Annotated in this window: 13 protein-coding genes; 6 read left to right on the plus strand and 7 right to left on the minus strand. The window is 40.8% G+C overall.

All coding sequences use genetic code 11. The features are described from left to right. Nucleotides 1-320 precede the first annotated feature (320 nt). The 6 genes from ACIG3F_RS07585 to ACIG3F_RS07610 all read left to right on the plus strand — a co-directional run bounded on the left by ACIG3F_RS07585 (nucleotide 321) and on the right by ACIG3F_RS07610 (nucleotide 9640). Nucleotides 321-1124 (plus strand): heteromeric transposase endonuclease subunit TnsA, encoded by an 804-nt coding sequence (locus tag ACIG3F_RS07585; RefSeq protein WP_044112950.1) that lies wholly within the window; start codon nucleotides 321-323, stop codon nucleotides 1122-1124. Next, nucleotides 1111-3231 carry a transposase gene (locus tag ACIG3F_RS07590; protein WP_396469735.1) on the plus strand — a complete coding sequence of 707 codons (2121 nt, stop codon included), beginning with the start codon at nucleotides 1111-1113 and terminating at the stop codon, nucleotides 3229-3231. Before ACIG3F_RS07585 ends, ACIG3F_RS07590 begins: the two co-directional genes overlap by 14 nt. Beyond that, a complete protein-coding gene (locus ACIG3F_RS07595) occupies nucleotides 3228-4910 on the plus strand; it encodes an AAA family ATPase (RefSeq protein WP_086044313.1) in 1683 nt (560 codons plus the stop codon). Before ACIG3F_RS07590 ends, ACIG3F_RS07595 begins: the two co-directional genes overlap by 4 nt. A gap of 26 nt (nucleotides 4911-4936) precedes the next feature. After that, nucleotides 4937-6472 (plus strand): TnsD family Tn7-like transposition protein, encoded by a 1536-nt coding sequence (locus tag ACIG3F_RS07600; protein WP_004728832.1) that lies wholly within the window; start codon nucleotides 4937-4939, stop codon nucleotides 6470-6472. 2 nt (nucleotides 6473-6474) lie between these two features. Further along, complete coding sequence (locus tag ACIG3F_RS07605; protein ID WP_180097144.1) at nucleotides 6475-8088, plus strand: Tn7-like element transposition protein TnsE; 1614 nt, start codon at nucleotides 6475-6477, stop codon at nucleotides 8086-8088. Nucleotides 8089-8269: 181 nt separating this feature from the next. Next, nucleotides 8270-9640 (plus strand): phosphomannomutase CpsG, encoded by a 1371-nt coding sequence (locus ACIG3F_RS07610; RefSeq protein WP_396469757.1) that lies wholly within the window; start codon nucleotides 8270-8272, stop codon nucleotides 9638-9640. 72 nt (nucleotides 9641-9712) lie between these two features. Here ACIG3F_RS07610 and galE read toward each other — a convergent pair whose 3' ends face one another. The 7 genes from galE to ACIG3F_RS07645 are packed head-to-tail and all read right to left on the minus strand — an operon-like array spanning nucleotide 9713 to nucleotide 18009. Continuing rightward, the gene (galE, locus tag ACIG3F_RS07615) at nucleotides 9713-10729 is read right to left on the minus strand and encodes a UDP-glucose 4-epimerase GalE (protein WP_396469736.1); all 1017 of its coding nucleotides are present in this window, start codon (nucleotides 10727-10729) and stop codon (nucleotides 9713-9715) included. Further along, complete coding sequence (gene pgi, locus ACIG3F_RS07620; RefSeq protein WP_396469737.1) at nucleotides 10722-12389, minus strand: glucose-6-phosphate isomerase; 1668 nt, start codon at nucleotides 12387-12389, stop codon at nucleotides 10722-10724. Before pgi ends, galE begins: the two co-directional genes overlap by 8 nt. Continuing rightward, nucleotides 12389-13645: a nucleotide sugar dehydrogenase gene (locus ACIG3F_RS07625; RefSeq protein WP_396469738.1), complete on the minus strand. Its 1257-nt coding sequence runs from the start codon at nucleotides 13643-13645 to the stop codon at nucleotides 12389-12391. Before ACIG3F_RS07625 ends, pgi begins: the two co-directional genes overlap by 1 nt. A 24-nt stretch (nucleotides 13646-13669) precedes the next feature. Beyond that, the gene (gene galU, locus ACIG3F_RS07630; RefSeq protein WP_396469739.1) at nucleotides 13670-14545 is read right to left on the minus strand and encodes a UTP--glucose-1-phosphate uridylyltransferase GalU; all 876 of its coding nucleotides are present in this window, start codon (nucleotides 14543-14545) and stop codon (nucleotides 13670-13672) included. A 13-nt stretch (nucleotides 14546-14558) separates the two neighbouring features. Next, the gene (locus tag ACIG3F_RS07635) at nucleotides 14559-16433 is read right to left on the minus strand and encodes a polysaccharide biosynthesis protein (protein ID WP_396469740.1); all 1875 of its coding nucleotides are present in this window, start codon (nucleotides 16431-16433) and stop codon (nucleotides 14559-14561) included. Nucleotides 16434-16475: 42 nt separating this feature from the next. Then, a complete protein-coding gene (locus ACIG3F_RS07640) occupies nucleotides 16476-17006 on the minus strand; it encodes an acetyltransferase (protein WP_253146584.1) in 531 nt (176 codons plus the stop codon). Beyond that, entirely contained in the window at nucleotides 16999-18009 is a 1011-nt protein-coding gene (locus ACIG3F_RS07645; protein ID WP_396469741.1) for a glycosyltransferase family 4 protein, read from the minus strand. Before ACIG3F_RS07645 ends, ACIG3F_RS07640 begins: the two co-directional genes overlap by 8 nt. Nucleotides 18010-18020: the final 11 nt, after the last annotated feature.

The following is an 18020-nucleotide window of genomic DNA, read 5'->3' on the forward strand; positions in this document are numbered from 1 at the left end:
ATAAGCATTTTACTATGAACCAGAATGAATGGTCGGGTTTGAGTCTGAATATGCAGTTGGTTTACATAAGAATATGCAACGATGTTTACTAAGATGTAATTTGAATACTTTTGCCTATCATCAACGTTTTTTAAACTCATCAATTGAGCATTAAAATACTGGATTAACTATTAAGTCACTGAATTAAATAAATAATTAAATAAAAATTATAAAATTTTGTTTGTATATAAATATATTTAAGTTTGTATGTTTTTGCCAAATACAAAATTACCCCCCTTCAGATATGATTAATTATCCACCAAAATCCACAGGTCTTCTGTATGGCAAAAATTATAAAAAACTATGAAGAACTAGTAACAGAAGGGTATGGCCAGGGCCATGGACGCGATTATAAACCTTGTAAAACTGTTCAAAACTTCAGTTCAATTGGTCGCTCTCACAGAGTACAAGGCCGTGTCAGTAAACGTCTTCATCACTTATTTTCTGATCTAGAGCTATCTACCTTTTTACTGCTTGACTGGAATCAGAACGTTACAGATATTCGCGAACATTATCCTTTGGATATCTATGATCTTAACTCCATCTGTTCTCGTTTCCGAATGAAAAAAGTATCGGTTGACTATATACCTTTTACCCTATCTTCAGATTTTTTAGTTGATTTTGGTAAGTTTTCTATAGCCCTTGACACTCTTTACAGCAAGGATCTGAATAAAGCTCATGTTATTGAGTCATTAGAAATTAAACGTCGTTACTGGGAAGAAGAGCACAATACGCCGTTCAAACTGATTACTGAAAAAGACATTCCTGCTACGGTACTAGAGAACATTAAATGGCTGTATGTAGAAAAAAATGACCTTGAAATAACAAATCACATGATTGATCAAGCAGTTTATTTTATGGAAGAAATTAGCCAGTACCCTCAAAGCTCATTAATCCAATTTTGTAAGCATTCTGACCAAACTCAAAAAATGGGTATCGGATCGACGCTCGCATTGTTTAGAAAATTATTCGCACTGCGAATACTTCAATTTAATCTAGAAATTTCGTACTTGGAGCTTAAACTCTCTGATATTCATGCAAGTAATTTGCTCCAGAATGAGAATACAGTCCATGCAACTAATTAATTCAGTTTACATCTTGAATTCAACACAATACCGAATACTCAAATTCTTACCGCAGTATACGGTATGGATTGCGATTGATAATAAAAATGCTTTTCCTGAACTCATTTTGTCTAAGGAACTTCAAACTCTCTCAGATGATCAAAGCCTAATACCAGCACAAGATCCTTATGAACACTTAAAACGATTAAACTTGAGTGAGGATTCTATTCAACTCAAAAAAAGAGATGAAAACTTTTTTATTATTCAAGATTTAATTAATGATGAACAAGTTCTTATCAATGCAAAAATCAGGACTGCAAAAATTAAAACTATACATCTAGAAAAAGAAGTATCAATTAATAAAATCCTACGACTCCTAAGACGCTACTGGCAACGTGGTCAAACTATAAATGCTTTGGTACCGGACTATGAAAACTCAGGTGGAAAAGGCCAAAAAAGAGCTATAGGTGATAAAAAAATTGGCAGACCACGCATTTATGAATCGAATGAAGGTAAGAATGTCACTGAACAGGTTGAATTATATTTTAAGCAAGCCATCGAAGAGTATTTAGTTCCTGTCAAAAAACAATCCATTAACGAAACTTATCTTCGGTTTAAAAATTTATTTTCTAAGCACTTTCATCAAGTGCAAGCCGCAGATATTCCAACCTATGCCCAATTCTATTATTTTTATAATAAGCGATATAGAAATAAGAACAATTCCAAGGAAATTCTGAAGAATCAGAAAACTCTGAAAGATCACAAACCTCTGACTTCAACAGCGACCAAGCACGCAAATGGTCCTGGTGCACGTTATGAAATAGATTCAACAATCGCTGATATCTACCTTGTATCATCACGAGATCCATCACAGATTATTGGCAGACCTACCGTATATATTGCTATCGATGTATTTAGCCGGATGATTACTGGGCTTTATGTCGGTATGGAAAACAGCTCATTTAACACAGCCATACAATGCCTCAGCGTCGCAATCCAAGATAAAGTAACATTCTGTCAGAGTTATGGCTTACAAATACAAGCGGAAGACTGGCCGATTTATGGTTTACCTAGCGCCATACTTGCAGACCGCGGCGAACTAATTGGCTATCAAATTGAACTTCTTGAAAAAAACTTTTCTGTTCGAATTGAAAATGCACCACCGTATCGAAGCGATGCCAAAGGTATTGTGGAGAGGGCTTTCGGAATCATTCAGTCACGCTTTAAATCCTACGATAATATTGGTGTTGTTTCTGGATTCAAGGAAAAAAAGAAAGGCGGACATGATTATCGGCTAGAAGCGTGCCTGACTCTGGAAGAGTTCAGAAAAATCATATTAAGCTGCATCTTGTTACGCAATAATTTTGATGTCTTGACGAAATATGATCGCAGTGCCGATATGCCAACTGACCTACCATCTATTCCTCTTAAGCTCTGGCAGTGGGGCCTACAGCACCGCACTGGGATGTTAAGACAAGTGGATAACAAATCACTCTATGTAGGCTTGTTACCTAGGATCGATGCCTCCTTAAGTGACAAAGGACTTAAAGTCAAAGGATTAGTCTATCAATGTCTGGAAATGCATCAACAAGGCTGGTTTATTCGTAACACAACCAAATCTCGCCCGAAAAAGTTGCGGATTGGTTTTGACCCATACTCAGTAAATACCATTTATATTTTTTATGATGAAAATAAATTGGAATACTGGGAGGCTCACTTAAATGATACCTCACGTCAATATCAACATCTGACCTGGTGGGAAGCTGAACAAATTCAAAAAGCGATCAAAACTGTTGAAAAACAGCATTCGCAACTCAAGTCTGTAGCCATCAGCGAATTGCAGGATTTTACTGACAACATCATTAAGTCAGCACAGAGTCGGCGGGCTCAAGCGGGAGTTCACCAACTTTCTAACGCACAACGTACTCGAAATATCCGGCAGAATAAACAAGAAGCCATGCAGATGGAACGTGCGGAACACCTACAAAACAGGCCTGCAAATTCTATCCGGACCATCAATCCCAATAAAGATAATACTCAAATACCCCCATCTCAAACCAGCAATCTAGATTTGACAAGTCAACCAGATTTAATGAGACAATTATTTGAAGAGGACGATGAAGAATGAATAATAATGAACTCACGATTAATACATCAATAGAAGACATCTATGGGGATAATCCTCTCATTACTCAATTACCGCCCATTCTTGACACGAAGTCGGTTATTAAACACCTACGAGGGAAACTAAAATTTATTCCAGAGCAGCGTTTTTTGCCTCAACCCGAAAGAATTCATCTAATTGCTCAACTGCCTCATGATTTTTTCCAACCACTCACCAAACATCTATCCCTTGAACAAAAAATTTCTATCATGATCCGGCAAGGTTACGTGAGTAGAAACATCAATAATGGTGATCGACACAGGCATTTGCACGCGGCTTTTCAACAACTAGAACCTTCAAACGAAAGCTCTTACCGCTACGCTCCTCCAGAATCGACAGCCACTAGTATGTCTATTATAGGATGTTCTGGGAGTGGGAAAACGACCACGATGAACAAGATTTTGCGTTATTATCCGCAAGTGATTGAGCATAAAGAACTGGGGTTAAAGCAAATTGTTTATCTTAAAATTGATTGCCCTCATGATAGCTCTTTAAAAAACTTATGCTCAAACTTTTTTAGAGCAGTAGATTTAGCATTAGGAGATACTAACTTCGAGCATCGTTTTACCAGAAGCCGCTTAAATGTAAATGCAATGCTGCAGCAGATGAAAATCATCGCAAATAACTATTCAATTGGACTTTTAATCATTGATGAAATCCAGCATTTGAATACAAAAAAATCTGGCGGGGCTGAGATTATTCTTAATTTCTTTGTCACACTTGTGAATGTGGCATCTATTCCAATTGTGATGATTGGGACACCCAAAGCCAATGAAATTCTGCAAGAAGACTTAAGATCAGCTAGACGCAGTGCGGGATTAGGCTCTTTAATCTGGGAACCTATGCGCAATGAAGCACCCACTCCCGATCCTAGCACCCCTGATCAAATGATCATTTCTGAATGGTATGCTTTCACCAACAAGCTGTGGCAATATCAATGGGTTCAACAACCAGCTGAACTGACCGATGAATTAAGAAACACTTGGTATTATTATACGCAGGGCATTCCAGATTTAGTGGTTAAACTGTTCTGCTTGGTGCAGATTCATGCAATCACCATTGGTCTGGAAAAAATTACATCTGAACTTTTTAAAAAAGTCTATGAAGAACAATTACAGCCAGTTCACGATATTCTAGATGCGCTGCGTTCAGGTAATCCTGCACGTATTGCACGGTACTCTGACCTCACTATCCCTCAAGTTCAAATTGAGGAGTATGTTGAACAACACCGTTTTAAAGCCGCATTAAAAACAGAAAAACAGCATAAAGATCTAGGACCGCATTATTCTACTTTAATAGGTATGCTAACAGCATTAGGTCATCCCGCTGCTGCAATAGAACCGCATGTCACTTCTGCATTAAAAAAATATCCAAACGAGAACTTACAGGTACTCCTCCAGCATATTCTGGAAGTATTAGACAGCTCTGTAGTAAAAGATAAATTGGACCAGCCTCAGACCACAACTCCGGCAAGGAAGCCAAGGACCTCTCGTAAAGTCATGAAAGTGGAGGAATGGAAGAGTACTGAAACGAATGACTTACGAAACTTTTTCAGTCAAGCACAAGAACAGGACGTAGATGTTTATGAGTTATTAAAATCATCTCACTATTTGTTTGATCCTACCCGTCCCATTTTGCATTAAGCAGAAAAAATGGAGGGTAAGGTACCATGATTTCAAATTTTCCAGCACCATATCCAAATGAATTGATTTACAGTGTGATTGCTCGTTATGCTGTTCACAATGGGATTCTGAGTCCAAAATATCTCACTGAAGAATTATTCAATAATAGGAACTTGACACCAACTTACGATTTACCTTCTCATCTAGACAGGGTGGCCAGTTACTTACCAGATCACTATGATGCGCTTATTTTAATCAACCAACACACCCTGTTACCAATTTACCAACCATTTCAACCTGATACAGTAATGCATTATGCTGTGCAGGCATTGCGAGGTGAGCAGTATCAATCCCTGCATACCAAATTAGGAAAAAATGCATCGCGGATCAAAGCTGTGAGTTTTTTCCGGTTCTGCCCTCATTGCTGGCAAGAACAGATGCAGCAATATGGTGAAGTTTATTGGAAACGCAGCTGGCAGATTACTGGATACGAATATTGTAGAAGGCATCAGCAATCTCTTTCTGTGAGTTCTATGTCTTGTAATGGGATAGACCGAAAATTCTATTTTGCTCATTTGAATGCACTGAAAGACTCTTCACAGCTTGTGTTTAATCCTCAAGACGTAAATCATCATATCGAGCTTGCAGGACTGATCGAAGAGCTACTCGCTCATTCAACACCCTTCAATGTGCAGGATTTTTCTACTGTATCAGATGCTTATTTTCTTATCTTAAAAGATAGGGAATTACTATCAGGCCGTAAAAATATTAATTACGAAAAAGTCCGCCAATTAGTCATTGAATATTGGGGCGAAAGTTTTCTTGCATATTATCAATTAGCAGATTTAGATAGTGAAAACTGCTGGCTGAAAAATATATTAAGAAAACATCGTAAAGCATTTTCTTATCTTGAGCACCTCATCGTATTAAAAGCTCTTGTTCCAGAGAAAAATCCGATTGAAACATATAAGCAATATATTCACCTAGCATCCATGGATCTAGAGGAAGCCACCACAACAGTAACAATATGTATGGATAATAAAGTAGATCGAACATTATCTGAGGACCAAAAACAATGGACAAAATTAATCCTAGAAAGGCCTGTCAAACAGGCTCGCCAACAAAATAGCTCACTGTATGCTCGCTTATATCGCAATCATAAAGATTGGCTATTATTTATCAATAAATCAGCTTTAACTCCCCCGCCTTCTATCCCTAAACCACGTATTGACTGGAGAGCTCGAGATCGACAGTTTGTTAAACAACTCATCAAAATACGGGATGAATTATTAGAAGATCTAGACTCCCCACAATGGACAAAAAAGTTTTTTATTAGACAACTGGGTTCAGTGAGTATGATTGAAAAAAACTGGAATTTTTTCCCATTGACTTCAGTCTTTTTAGATCGTTATGCTGAGTCTGTGGATTGTTACCAAATACGTCGTCTGACTCGAACCTATATTCGTCAACAAACTGAAAATAAAGACTATCCACCAAGTGTTTTTTTACGTGAATCTGGATTAAGTGAGCAGCGATTGACACCAGAAGCACGTCGATTCTTTAAGAATATTATGGGGAAATAAAAGTGGCTAACCTTCCATTCGTATGTTTACCTGAAGCAACACAATACTACAGTGCAACACAGATAACTCATCGTGGTAAAACTCGTTTCAATATTAAAACTACAATGCGCGATTCCGAAGAAAAGCGTTTTTTTCATTCAAAAAGACCAATTGAAAGTATCCTTTTATACCACTACAAAACACCACTGAGCAGTGTTTTCCCTGTACGTTTAGTCAACCATAAGCTCACTCAAATCAATTTGGGATTTTTGAACGAGACCAATGCAGAAAATTCAACTGTAAATACCCATCCGACATATCGCAATCGTCCCTGCTTCAGTTTCCAATATCACAATCCAGGAGATGCTTTGGAGGGGTGGACCATCCAATTACCTAAACTGGTACTCGCACGAGATCTTTTTTTCTCTCATCCTTATTTATTACGTGCTGCATTATTTTCTGAAAGATATACAACTGATGTCTTAATTGATCGTAATGATGCTAAAGCCTTTCATATTTTTGTTGCACCAAACAGAAAAATAACAGCCAAGGATCTAAAGGACCCTGTTTTTCTAAAAAAACTAGCATTAATTTTATTACACCCTGAATTAAATCAATCTTTTTTAAGTATTTATGAAAAAACCATTAAAAACCAAGCTCAATCTAAAGCCTATGATTTTGATATGGATGCTCCTATCCTCAAAAACATTGAACTTGATGTTGATGGATGTATTTATTCAGACAGCAAAATATTTCGGATCGAACGTATCAATTCATTCGGAAATTTAGAAACAGGAATAGATAAACCTGTTAAATTTCATTTTTTATCCCAAAAAAGTTTTGGACAGGCTAAAGATATACTAGATAAAAACCAGCATACTAAAAAACAGACAAGTCAGGATAAATCTAAATTTGATGATGAAGCTAACGCTGATATTGATCAGGAAATTACACAACTCAAAAATATTGTGGGGGAAATTTATACCATAGAAGACCTACAAATCTCACTAAATACTTCATGCTCAGAAATTAATATAACAAGACGAAATACAAGTAGGGAAGCTCTTCATGAGGACCAACCATTTGCTGGTGGAGAAGGAGAAGACGAAGGCACCCTTCCAGGATTTAGCATAGAGGCAGAAAATAATTTTACAAGTTCAACTTATCAAGACCTTAGCAAAATGCTGAAAAAAATAGAAGGCAAAGGCTATAAAGTCAAACAAATTCATAATAAGTCTTTCATAAAATATGGCCGATTCAGAGGGCATAAATTGACTAATGGTCAAAATCGCCGATTTTATGTAAATCTAATACTCGACAGAGAAGATAATGAGCTTTTTTATTTATGTGAAATTGATACCTCTGATGGAAAAAAGAATATTTCCACATTACTGATACCATACGATGTTAATGCAAATAAAATCTTCCTGAACAAAACCTTAGAATCTTTCAAAATTGCAATTTTATCGCAGTCTTTAAGTTGGCCAAAAGACTTTATTAACAAAGTTTGTAATATCCAGTCATATATAATGATTAACCATATTTCAAAAAAAGATCACGTTGTATCAAATACTTATCATGCAGACTGGGCACAGCGCATTCTAGAAAAATGGAAATCTATATATGACTCACCATAAATCTCCAAAGTTATTCTCTAACAAAAGTACTGATCGTGAGATCTTACAATTACTGGCTGAATATTCTGGAATGCTGGCTCACAAAATTACGAATGAAGGAAGCTGAATTAAATAATTTTGGCTCTATACTACCAGCATATATTATATCTTTTTCTTATTTTCAGGGATTTTAATGACTTACATGACCAAACTGACCTGCTTTAAAGCCTATGATATTCGTGGCAAACTCGATACTGAACTCAATGAAGATATTGCCTATCGGATTGGTCGTGCCTATGGACAGATCTATCAACCAAAAACCGTGGTGATTGGCTGTGATATTCGACTCAGCAGTGAAGGTTTAAAACAGGCCACCATTCACGGTTTAAATGATGCGGGTGTCAATGTTCTGGATCTGGGCATGACCGGCACGGAAGAAGTCTATTTTGGCGCCTTCCATCTGGATGTGCAAGGTGGTATTGAAATCACGGCCAGCCATAATCCGATGGACTATAATGGCATGAAACTGGTACGTGAAAATGCCCGTCCAATCAGTGCCGATACTGGTCTTAAAGAGATTCAGGCTTTAGCAGAATCAGATGAATTTATTGAAGTCAGCAATAAAGGCAGTACTGAAAAATACAATATTCTGCCCGAATTTGTAAATCATCTGATGAGCTATATTGATCCGGCAAAAATCCGTCCGATGAAACTGGTGATGAATGCCGGTAATGGTGCAGCAGGTCATGTGATTGATGCGATTGAGCAAAAATTTCAACAACTCAATATTCCGGTTGAATTTATCAAAATTCATCATGAAGCTGACGGCACTTTCCCGAACGGGATTCCCAACCCGATTTTAACTGAAAACCGTGATAGCACCCGTGATGCGGTCATTCAGCATGGCGCAGATATGGGCATTGCCTGGGATGGTGACTTTGACCGCTGCTTCCTGTTCGATGAAAAAGGCCAGTTTATTGAAGGCTATTATATTGTCGGCCTTCTGGCTCAAGCGTTCTTGCTGAAGCAATCTGGCGAAAAAATTGTACATGATCCACGTCTGGTCTGGAATACACTGGATATTGTAGAGCAATACCAAGGGATTACGGTGCAGTCGAAATCAGGGCATGCCTTTATTAAAGATGTGATGCGTGAACATAATGCGGCTTATGGCGGAGAAATGAGTGCCCATCACTATTTCCGTGACTTTGCCTACTGTGATAGTGGCATGATTCCATGGTTACTAGCGATTGCAGTACTGTCTGAAACACAGCAATCTCTATCTTCGCTAGTGGAAGAGATGATTGCCAAGTTCCCGTGTAGTGGTGAGATCAACTTTAAAGTCGCCGATACCCAAACCACGATTCAAAAACTCTTTGATCACTATGCCGATCAAAATCCTGCAATTGATCAGACCGATGGTGTCAGTCTGGACTTTGGCACCTGGCGTTTTAATGTGCGTGCATCCAATACTGAACCTTTATTGCGTCTGAATATTGAAAGCCGTCGTGACCGCAATCCACGACCGATGCAGGACTATGTCGATGAGTTGACCCAGCTGATCCAGAGTTAAGGCTGCTGTATTAAGTACAATAAAACGGGAGCAATTTTGCTCCTGTTTTATATTTATATTCTTATAAAAATTTTAACGATAGCCATTCGGATTCTGCTTCTGCCAGTTCCAGCTATCTGCCAGCATATCCTCCAAACCATATTGTGCTGCCCAGTCCAACTCTTGTACTGCACGGCTATTATTTGCAAAACAGGTCGCCACATCACCTTCACGACGTGGTGCTAATTCAAATGGAATAGCAACGCCATTCACCTGCTCAAATGTATCCTTCACTTGTAGCACTGAAATGCCATTGCCAGTACCAATATTCCAGGTCCGGCACCCTTGTGCAGTTAAACGATTATTGAGGGCACATAAATGTGCATTGGCCAGATCTACCACATGAATATAATCCCGTACACCCGTGCCATCGACAGTGTCATAATCATGACCAAAGATCGACAGTTTTTCACGTCGCCCTACTGCCACCTGAGTTACATAAGGCATTAAATTATTCGGAATACCTTGTGGATCTTCACCGATCTGCCCGCTTTTATGTGCACCGACCGGATTGAAATAACGTAATAAGGCAATCGACCAGCGCTGATCTGCTACGGCCGTTTTTTCCAAGAGCTGCTCCACAATCAGCTTGGTATAGCCATAGTTATTGGTTGGCATGCCAGTCGGCATTTCTTCGTTTAAAGGTGACGGATGATTATCACCATACACAGTAGCCGACGAACTAAACACCAAGTTAAAAACCTGTGCGCGCTGCATGGCCTGCACCAGGCTGATGGAACCGGCAATATTATTATCAAAATATGCCAGTGGAATCTGCTGGCTTTCTCCAACTGCTTTAAGCCCGGCGAAATGAATTACCGCATCAATACTATTTTGCTGAAAGACTTGATCCAGTAACTGGACATCCCGGATATCCCCTTCAACAAAGGTCAGGCTTTTCCGGGTCAACTGTTGCACCCGATTTAAAGACTCAGCAGCGCTATTGCAGAGATTATCTAAAACGATGACCTCATGCCCGGCATTTAATAATTCCACACAGGTATGTGAACCAATATAGCCTGCCCCACCGGTGACCAGAATTTTAGCCATGTGACTTTCCTAACAGAATTTTAATTAAACCTTGGGTTGAACCATCCAGACTATCCAGATCGCTCTGTTCGCCATTGAGGATCGGCAATAACTGATTGGCAATTTCTTTGCCTTTTTCTACGCCCCATTGATCAAATGGGTTGATGTTCCACAGCACCGATTGAACAAACACCTTATGCTCATACAATGCAATCAGCATCCCCAGACTATAGGGATTCAGCTCTTGCAGTAACAAGGTACTGCTCGGCTGATTGCCTTCATACTGCTTATAAGCCGGCAAGCTAGCCAATTCGTTTTGATCCAGCGCTTCATTACCAAAAGCCAGTAAACGCGATTGCGCCAGACAATTCGACAATGCCAAATGATGCTGCTCGATTAATGCCTCAGCACTATCGGCATAGGTATATTGCTGACTGTTATAGCGCTTTACCGGTGCAATAAAGTCACAACTGACTGACTGGGTGCCCTGATGCAGGAGTTGATAGAAAGCATGTTGCGCATTCGGGCCAACCTCTCCCCAAATAATCGGACAGGTATCCAGCTGTACTTTTTCACCATTGCGCTGGATCGACTTGCCATTCGATTCCATTTCCAGCTGCTGCAAGTAGGAAGCAAAATATTTTAGCCGCCCATCATAAGGCAGGATGGCATGGGTCTGAATATCCAGGAAATTATTATTCCAGGCCCCTAACAGTCCCATCAAGACCGGAATATTCTGTTCAAAAGGCTGATACTGAAAATGCTGATCTACTGCATAAGCACCTGCCAGTAGCTGCTTAAAACCTTCAATTCCAATACTCAAGGCAATCGGCAATCCGATACAGGACCACAGCGAATAACGCCCTCCGACCCAATCCCACAACAACAGCTGGTTTTCCGGTGCAATCCCCCACGCTGTCATTTTCTCCGGTCTGGTCGATACCCCAATAAAATGATGTTTGAGAATATAGGGATGCTGACCCAATGCTTTTTCCAGCCACAAACGTACGGTCTGGGCATTGGTCAGGGTATCAATCGTACCAAATGATTTGGACGAAATAATAAATAGCGTGGTTTCCGGACGCAGTTGATGCAACAACTCGGACAGCTGACTGCCATCCATGGTCGAGACAAAATGCACACTGAGTGGCTGGGCAGACTGATATTTAAAATCAGATAAGGCATGCGTAACCATCAACGGCCCAAGATCTGATCCGCCCACGCCAATATTGACCACATCCTGAATCACTTCACCGGTGGCGCCACGACGCTGCCCGGCATGGATTTGCTCGACCAAGGCATACATGCGCTCAAGTTGAGCATGCACATCAGCGGCCAGATCCGCATGCTGCTGATCCTGTGCTGGCAAGCGTAATGCCCAATGCATGGCAGCACGTTGCTCGGTATAATTAATGTCCTGATTTGAAAATAAAGACCCGATCCAGGATCTTAGGTTTTGTGCATCTGCCCATTCAATCAGGCCCTGCATCACCGTACTGTTCATTCTGTGTTTACTATAATCGAAGACCAGCTGTTCAAACTGAATTGAATATTTGTTAAAACGCTGGGGGTCTGCGGCAAACAGTTCTCGTAGATGCACCGCATCAAGTTGTTCTTTGCTCGAGGCGAGTTTTTGACACACAGTTTCAGTATTTAGATCTGGTTTAAGCTGACTTAACATTAACGTCCCACCCCAATATAATTAAAACCACGCGCCTTGATATAGGCCGGATCATACAGATTACGCCCATCCAAAATCAGGGGATGCTGCATCAGTTTAATGAGGTGTGGATAATCTGGACTACCATACTGTTTCCAGGCAGTCATCAAACATAAGGCATCTACCCCCTCAACTGCCTGATATTGATCTTCACACAGGATTAGATCCTGCCGTGTCCCATAGACTTTTTTAATATTGGCCAATGCTTGCGGATCATGCAGTTTGACCGTCACCCCTTGCGCCCATAATGCAGTGAGCATGGCATGCACTGGAGATTGCTGGATGCTCGGGGTATTTTCTTTAAAGGCTGCGCCCCAAATCGCCACCACTTTTCCCTGTAAATCGCCACGGAAATAATTCCATAGTTTGCGGAACAGTAATTCTTTTTGTTGTTCGTTAATCTCCCAGACCTGTTCCAGCAACTGGTTTTTCACCCCTGAATCTGCTACTGCATACGTTAAGGTGCGGATATCATGCGAGAAGTTCTCTCCACCAAAACCGACTCCCGGAAACAGATAAGCCGAACCAATCCGGTTATCTGCCGCCATACCTTGGCGCACCTGTTCAATATCGATCCCGAGTTTTTCTGCCACGCTGGCCAGATCATTCATATAACTGATCCGGGTGGCCAGCATGCCGGAAATACTGAGTTTGGTAAATTCGGCATCCAGTACCGGCATAAACAGATACTGCTGCGCACGCGGAAACAAGGGACGTAACAGCTCTCTGATTTTAGCCTGTGCATCTGCATGATCACAGCCCACGATCAGCTGGGTGGCCTGAACAAAACTACGCAGGGCATTACCTTCCTGAATAATATCGGGCAGATAAATCCAGTCATCATTCGGCAGCAATTGCTGGAAGCGTTGAGTGCCATGCAGGCCAAAAGTCGAAGCATTAATCATCAGCTTGGGATGAGCAAAACAGGCATGCCGAAGGGTATCCAGCATCTGAAATGCCTGCTGCTCTTCGGTGGCGTTAAAACTAAAGAAAAAAACATCCTGATTAAAATCCAGATGCTGAAAATCACAACAGTTTAAAAAACCGGATTTTTCCTGTTTGTGCAGCAATGACTGCAAGGATTCATCCTGAAAATAAGTCCGGGCTGGCTCATCTGCACTGAAGCTGTTACACCACACCACCTGATGACCACATTCAGATAAAAGGGCCGACATGACTCCGGAAAATAAGGTTTTTCCCAATACTGCGACTTTCATATTATTCCTTTTTATTATTTTTTCTTACAAAGCCAGTTCCTGAATCAATGCTTTAAACTCGGTACCGAGTTTAGGATGATCAACCCCATAATGTAATACAGCTTTAAGATAGCCGAGCTTGTTGCCACAGTCAAAAGTTTGACCTTTCATGCGATAAGCTTCCACCGCTTCAGTCTGCTGTAACATGGCAATCGCATCGGTGAGCTGAATTTCATTTCCAGCACCTCGTGGTGTCTGTTCCAGAAGCTGCATGATTTTTGCCGGCAGGACATAACGTCCAACCACAGACAGATTCGATGGTGCAGTGCCGACTGCCGGTTTTTCAACAATCCCTTGCATGACAATACTTTCGCCTTCAGCCGGAGATGCGGCCACATCGACAATCCCATATTGATCCACCAGATGTTCAGGTACCGCTTCAACCATGATTTGTGCTGCTTGAGACGCGTCATAGCGCTGAATCATGCGAGACAAATCATTTTCCGGATCCTGATCTTTCACCAGTACATCTGGTAATAATACCGTAAAATCTTCATCGCCAATCACGGCTTTGGCACACAGTATCGCATGACCTAAGCCCAAAGGCTGCGGTTGACGTACACTCATGATACTCACACCGCTAGGCAGAATTTCAGTAATTTCTTTAAGTAAATCGGTTTTGTTTTTTTGCTCAAGCGTGGTTTCAAGTTCAAAATTACGATCGAAGTAATTTTCAATCGATGCTTTTGAAGAATGAGTCACCAAAATAATTTGTTCAATCCCGGCGGCTACCGCTTCACGGACCACATATTCAATCGCCGGACGATCGACCACAGTGACCATTTCTTTGGGAATGGATTTGCTGGCCGGTAAAAAACGCGTACCGAGGCCGGCCACTGGAAGAATTGCTTTCTTAATCATCTCTATAAATAACCTAGTTCACTTGAATTTCGTTGCCACGGACATAACCATCGACATAGTATTCCAGCTGGGTCAATGCCCATTCAATATCGGGCTGCGTCGCTGAAAGCTCATGGATCTGGTTAAAGACCTCCAGAATTTCTGCCAATGGATAATGCTTCTCGACTGATCTCAAAATACGCTTATGCGAGGTAATTTCTGTATTTTCTTCATCAATCAGCAGTTCTTCATACAGCTTTTCACCCGGACGTAAGCCGGTATATTTAATTTCAATATCGCCATTTGGATTTTTGTCCTCACGAACCTTGAGTCCACTCAGTGAAATCATTTGTCGTGCCAGATCCTGAATCCGTACCGGTTCCCCCATATCCAGCAAGAACACATCGCCACCGGTTCCCAAAGCACCAGCCTGAATCACCAGTTGCGAAGCTTCCGGAATGGTCATAAAGAACCGGGTCACTTCGGGATCGGTCACGGTAATCGGGCCACCTTTGGCAATCTGCTGTTTAAACAGCGGCACCACCGAGCCAGAAGAACCCAGCACATTACCAAAGCGCACGATACTGATCTGGGTCTGATCCTGAGCTTCTGCCATGGCCTGACAATACAGCTCTGCCATGCGCTTGGTCGCACCCATCACGTTAGTTGGACGTACCGCTTTATCGGTTGAAATCAGTACAAAGGTTTCGACGCCTTTTTTCACCGCAGCATTGACACTAAATGCCGTTCCCACCGCGTTATTTTTCAGGCCTGCTAATGGGTTACACTCCACCAGAGGTACATGTTTATAAGCCGCTGCATGATAAACTGTTTGGATCTCATATTGTTCAATCACCCGCTCCAGCTTGCGTTCATCCAGTACTGAGCCCAAGATTGGAATAATGTCACATGATGCTGTGAGACGTAATTCTTTATCAATACTATATAAAGCAAATTCTGTCAGTTCATAAATAATAATTTTGGCCGGCTGGTTTTTAATAATCTGGCGACAAAGCTCAGAACCAATTGAGCCACCTGCACCTGTGACCATCACCACTTTATCTTGAATATTTTTAGCTAAAAGTTCTGCAACCGGAGGGACAGGATCGCGGCCCAGCAGGTCAATAATATCCACTTCCTGAATATCGGAAATGCGAATTTCACCATCGACCAGTTTGGTCAGACCCGGAATTTCAGTAATTTTAAGATGCGCCGGTTCTAAAAATTTAACGATTTCACTTTTACGTATCCGCCCGACTGAGGGCAGTGCAATCAAAATTTCACTAATCTTTAATTTAGGGAGATATTTCAAGGCAATATTTGGTAAATAAACTTGAATCCCACCAATATTTTGGCCATTTAAAGACGGATCATCGTCAATAAATATAATCGGCACATGCTCATTGGAGCGATTTAAGGTGGCTGCCACCTGCTGCCCTGCATTCCCAGCGCCGTAAATCGCGATCCGTTTTTTAGGCACTCCGGCCTGTAAATAAGAACGCACGATAAAACGGATAAAACCGCGGCTAAACCAGACCCAGGCAAACATCATAAAGCCAAACATCAACGGGATGGATGTCGGAATAAAGGCATGTGTGCTATAAGCCAATAAATACAGACCAATCACGGATAAGATCGTTGCCAAACCCAGTTTAACAATAAAAAATTCATTGAAGGTACGCACAATAAAGCGATATACACCGCAGAGAAATAGAGCCAATACAGCAATAGCACTGACCCAAACCGCACCAAAAGGAATATTGGGTACAACTTCTGCGCCGAGGTCAAACTGGCGGATGGCATAACACAGCCAGATTAGAACAGGGAAAATACAAAAGTCTAAAATGACTAAAAATGCGAGTTTTGCTGAACGTGGAGATTCAACCAGAGGAATTACAAGAGATTTCATATATTTTTCAGCACGTCATATCTTAATTTAAAGAAGTTGTTATTAAGACTTATGTTCTATGATACTTCCCACTTCCAAGAAAGAAAATGTAGGGATAATATTATTACTTGCAACTTTCACCCCAATACTTAAGTGAACAAATTGTTCAACCACCACATCATGGTCCAATAATGTACCCATATTTAAAATAGTACCATCTTGGATAATCGTATTTGTTCCAATAACACACCCAGCCATAATACTTACCCCCTGCCCTATTTTCGCACTCGGAGCAATGACGGTTTGTGGATGTATAATAGTCGTAATTGGTATAGATAAATCAAGCAGTAATTGTTGCCACTTTTGTCGTATTTGGTTATTTCCAACGGCAATGATGGCCTCGAAATCTTGTTGCTTGATTAAGGATAAGTTTTGAATATTTGAAACAATAGGATAACAACCTAACCATTCCTGCTCAGGCCATCGATCATCAACAAAAGAAATACTCTCCCAATTACCTAAAAGTTCAGCAACTTCAGCAATTGTTTGGCCAAAACCGCCTGCTCCTAAAATAAGCAATTTTTTTTCAGGCATCAGGATTTCCTGCTTTCAATTTGATGGCCAAGAATATTAAGGGTAAATAAGCAATCAATACCGCGAATTCAGGATACGCCCATTGTTGGATGGTCGTGATATAGGCGATTGGAAAGAGCCACAATAAATTAATAGCTGCTACCGCCAAAGTCACTGGCGTATGGCTGCCCCATTTACGCGATAAAATTTGATAGCTATGGCTGCGATGCGCATCATACATTTTATAGCCACTGAGCACGCGTTTAACCAGGGTATAGGTCGCATCGACCACAAATACACCTAGACAAATAATCCATGCACAAAACAATGCTAAGTTTTCTTTGAGCGCAATTAATGCCAAAATCCCTAATGTTAGCCCTAAAAACCCACTACAGGCATCGCCCATAAAAATTTTGGCTTTGGGAAAGTTCCATAATAGGAAGCCAAATACGCAGGCAGCTAATAACCAAAGTAGATCTGAATTCAGCGATGTATTTAGCAGATAGTACAACATTGCCATACTGGCTGTAGTGGTGATGGCTTCAACACTGGCAATACCATTAATGCCATCCATAAAATTATACAGGTTGAGTAACCACACCAAAAATAACACGGCAACAATATTGGCAATAAAACCAAGTTGCACACCATTAAATATAGTGACTTCGGTAAAACCACCTAAACTGATCACCGCACCTATAGCAACTAGAAAATGGATGGCTAGACGCAACATGGAATTGATATGCCCATGATCGTCTAAGAAACCGAGCAGCGCGATAACAAAGCCTGCCACCATCAGCGTTAAACCTATATGGACTGTCAGTTGTTGGCTATATATCAGTACAGCCAAAGCCACTAAATAACTACAGACCACCGCACCACCACCACCACGAGGGGTCGGTATGCTATGTGAACTGCGTTCATTGGGATTATCTATAATGTTTTTCTTTAGAGCATAAGCTCGCATGAAATACGTCATGGCGAATGCGAGCACAAAAAAAATAAAGAGGGATAGAATGAACATATTTATAACTA

Source organism: Acinetobacter sp. NPDC052428 (genome assembly GCF_044547685.1).
GTDB lineage: Bacteria > Pseudomonadota > Gammaproteobacteria > Pseudomonadales > Moraxellaceae > Acinetobacter > Acinetobacter lwoffii_G.

What these genes read in the sequence shown, in the direction of transcription:
- ACIG3F_RS07585 (WP_044112950.1), top strand. Translation starts at nt 321, where the DNA reads ATGGCAAAAATTATAAAAAACTATGAAGAACTAGTAACAGAAGGGTAT.
- ACIG3F_RS07590 (WP_396469735.1), top strand. Translation starts at nt 1,111, where the DNA reads ATGCAACTAATTAATTCAGTTTACATCTTGAATTCAACACAATACCGA.
- ACIG3F_RS07595 (WP_086044313.1), top strand. Translation starts at nt 3,228, where the DNA reads ATGAATAATAATGAACTCACGATTAATACATCAATAGAAGACATCTAT.
- ACIG3F_RS07600 (WP_004728832.1), top strand. Translation starts at nt 4,937, where the DNA reads ATGATTTCAAATTTTCCAGCACCATATCCAAATGAATTGATTTACAGT.
- ACIG3F_RS07610 (WP_396469757.1), top strand. Translation starts at nt 8,270, where the DNA reads ATGACCAAACTGACCTGCTTTAAAGCCTATGATATTCGTGGCAAACTC.
- galE (WP_396469736.1), bottom strand. Translation starts at nt 10,729, where the DNA reads ATGGCTAAAATTCTGGTCACCGGTGGGGCAGGCTATATTGGTTCACAT.
- pgi (WP_396469737.1), bottom strand. Translation starts at nt 12,389, where the DNA reads ATGTTAAGTCAGCTTAAACCAGATCTAAATACTGAAACTGTGTGTCAA.
- ACIG3F_RS07625 (WP_396469738.1), bottom strand. Translation starts at nt 13,645, where the DNA reads ATGAAAGTCGCAGTATTGGGAAAAACCTTATTTTCCGGAGTCATGTCG.
- galU (WP_396469739.1), bottom strand. Translation starts at nt 14,545, where the DNA reads ATGATTAAGAAAGCAATTCTTCCAGTGGCCGGCCTCGGTACGCGTTTT.
- ACIG3F_RS07635 (WP_396469740.1), bottom strand. Translation starts at nt 16,433, where the DNA reads ATGAAATCTCTTGTAATTCCTCTGGTTGAATCTCCACGTTCAGCAAAA.
- ACIG3F_RS07640 (WP_253146584.1), bottom strand. Translation starts at nt 17,006, where the DNA reads ATGCCTGAAAAAAAATTGCTTATTTTAGGAGCAGGCGGTTTTGGCCAA.
- ACIG3F_RS07645 (WP_396469741.1), bottom strand. Translation starts at nt 18,009, where the DNA reads ATGTTCATTCTATCCCTCTTTATTTTTTTTGTGCTCGCATTCGCCATG.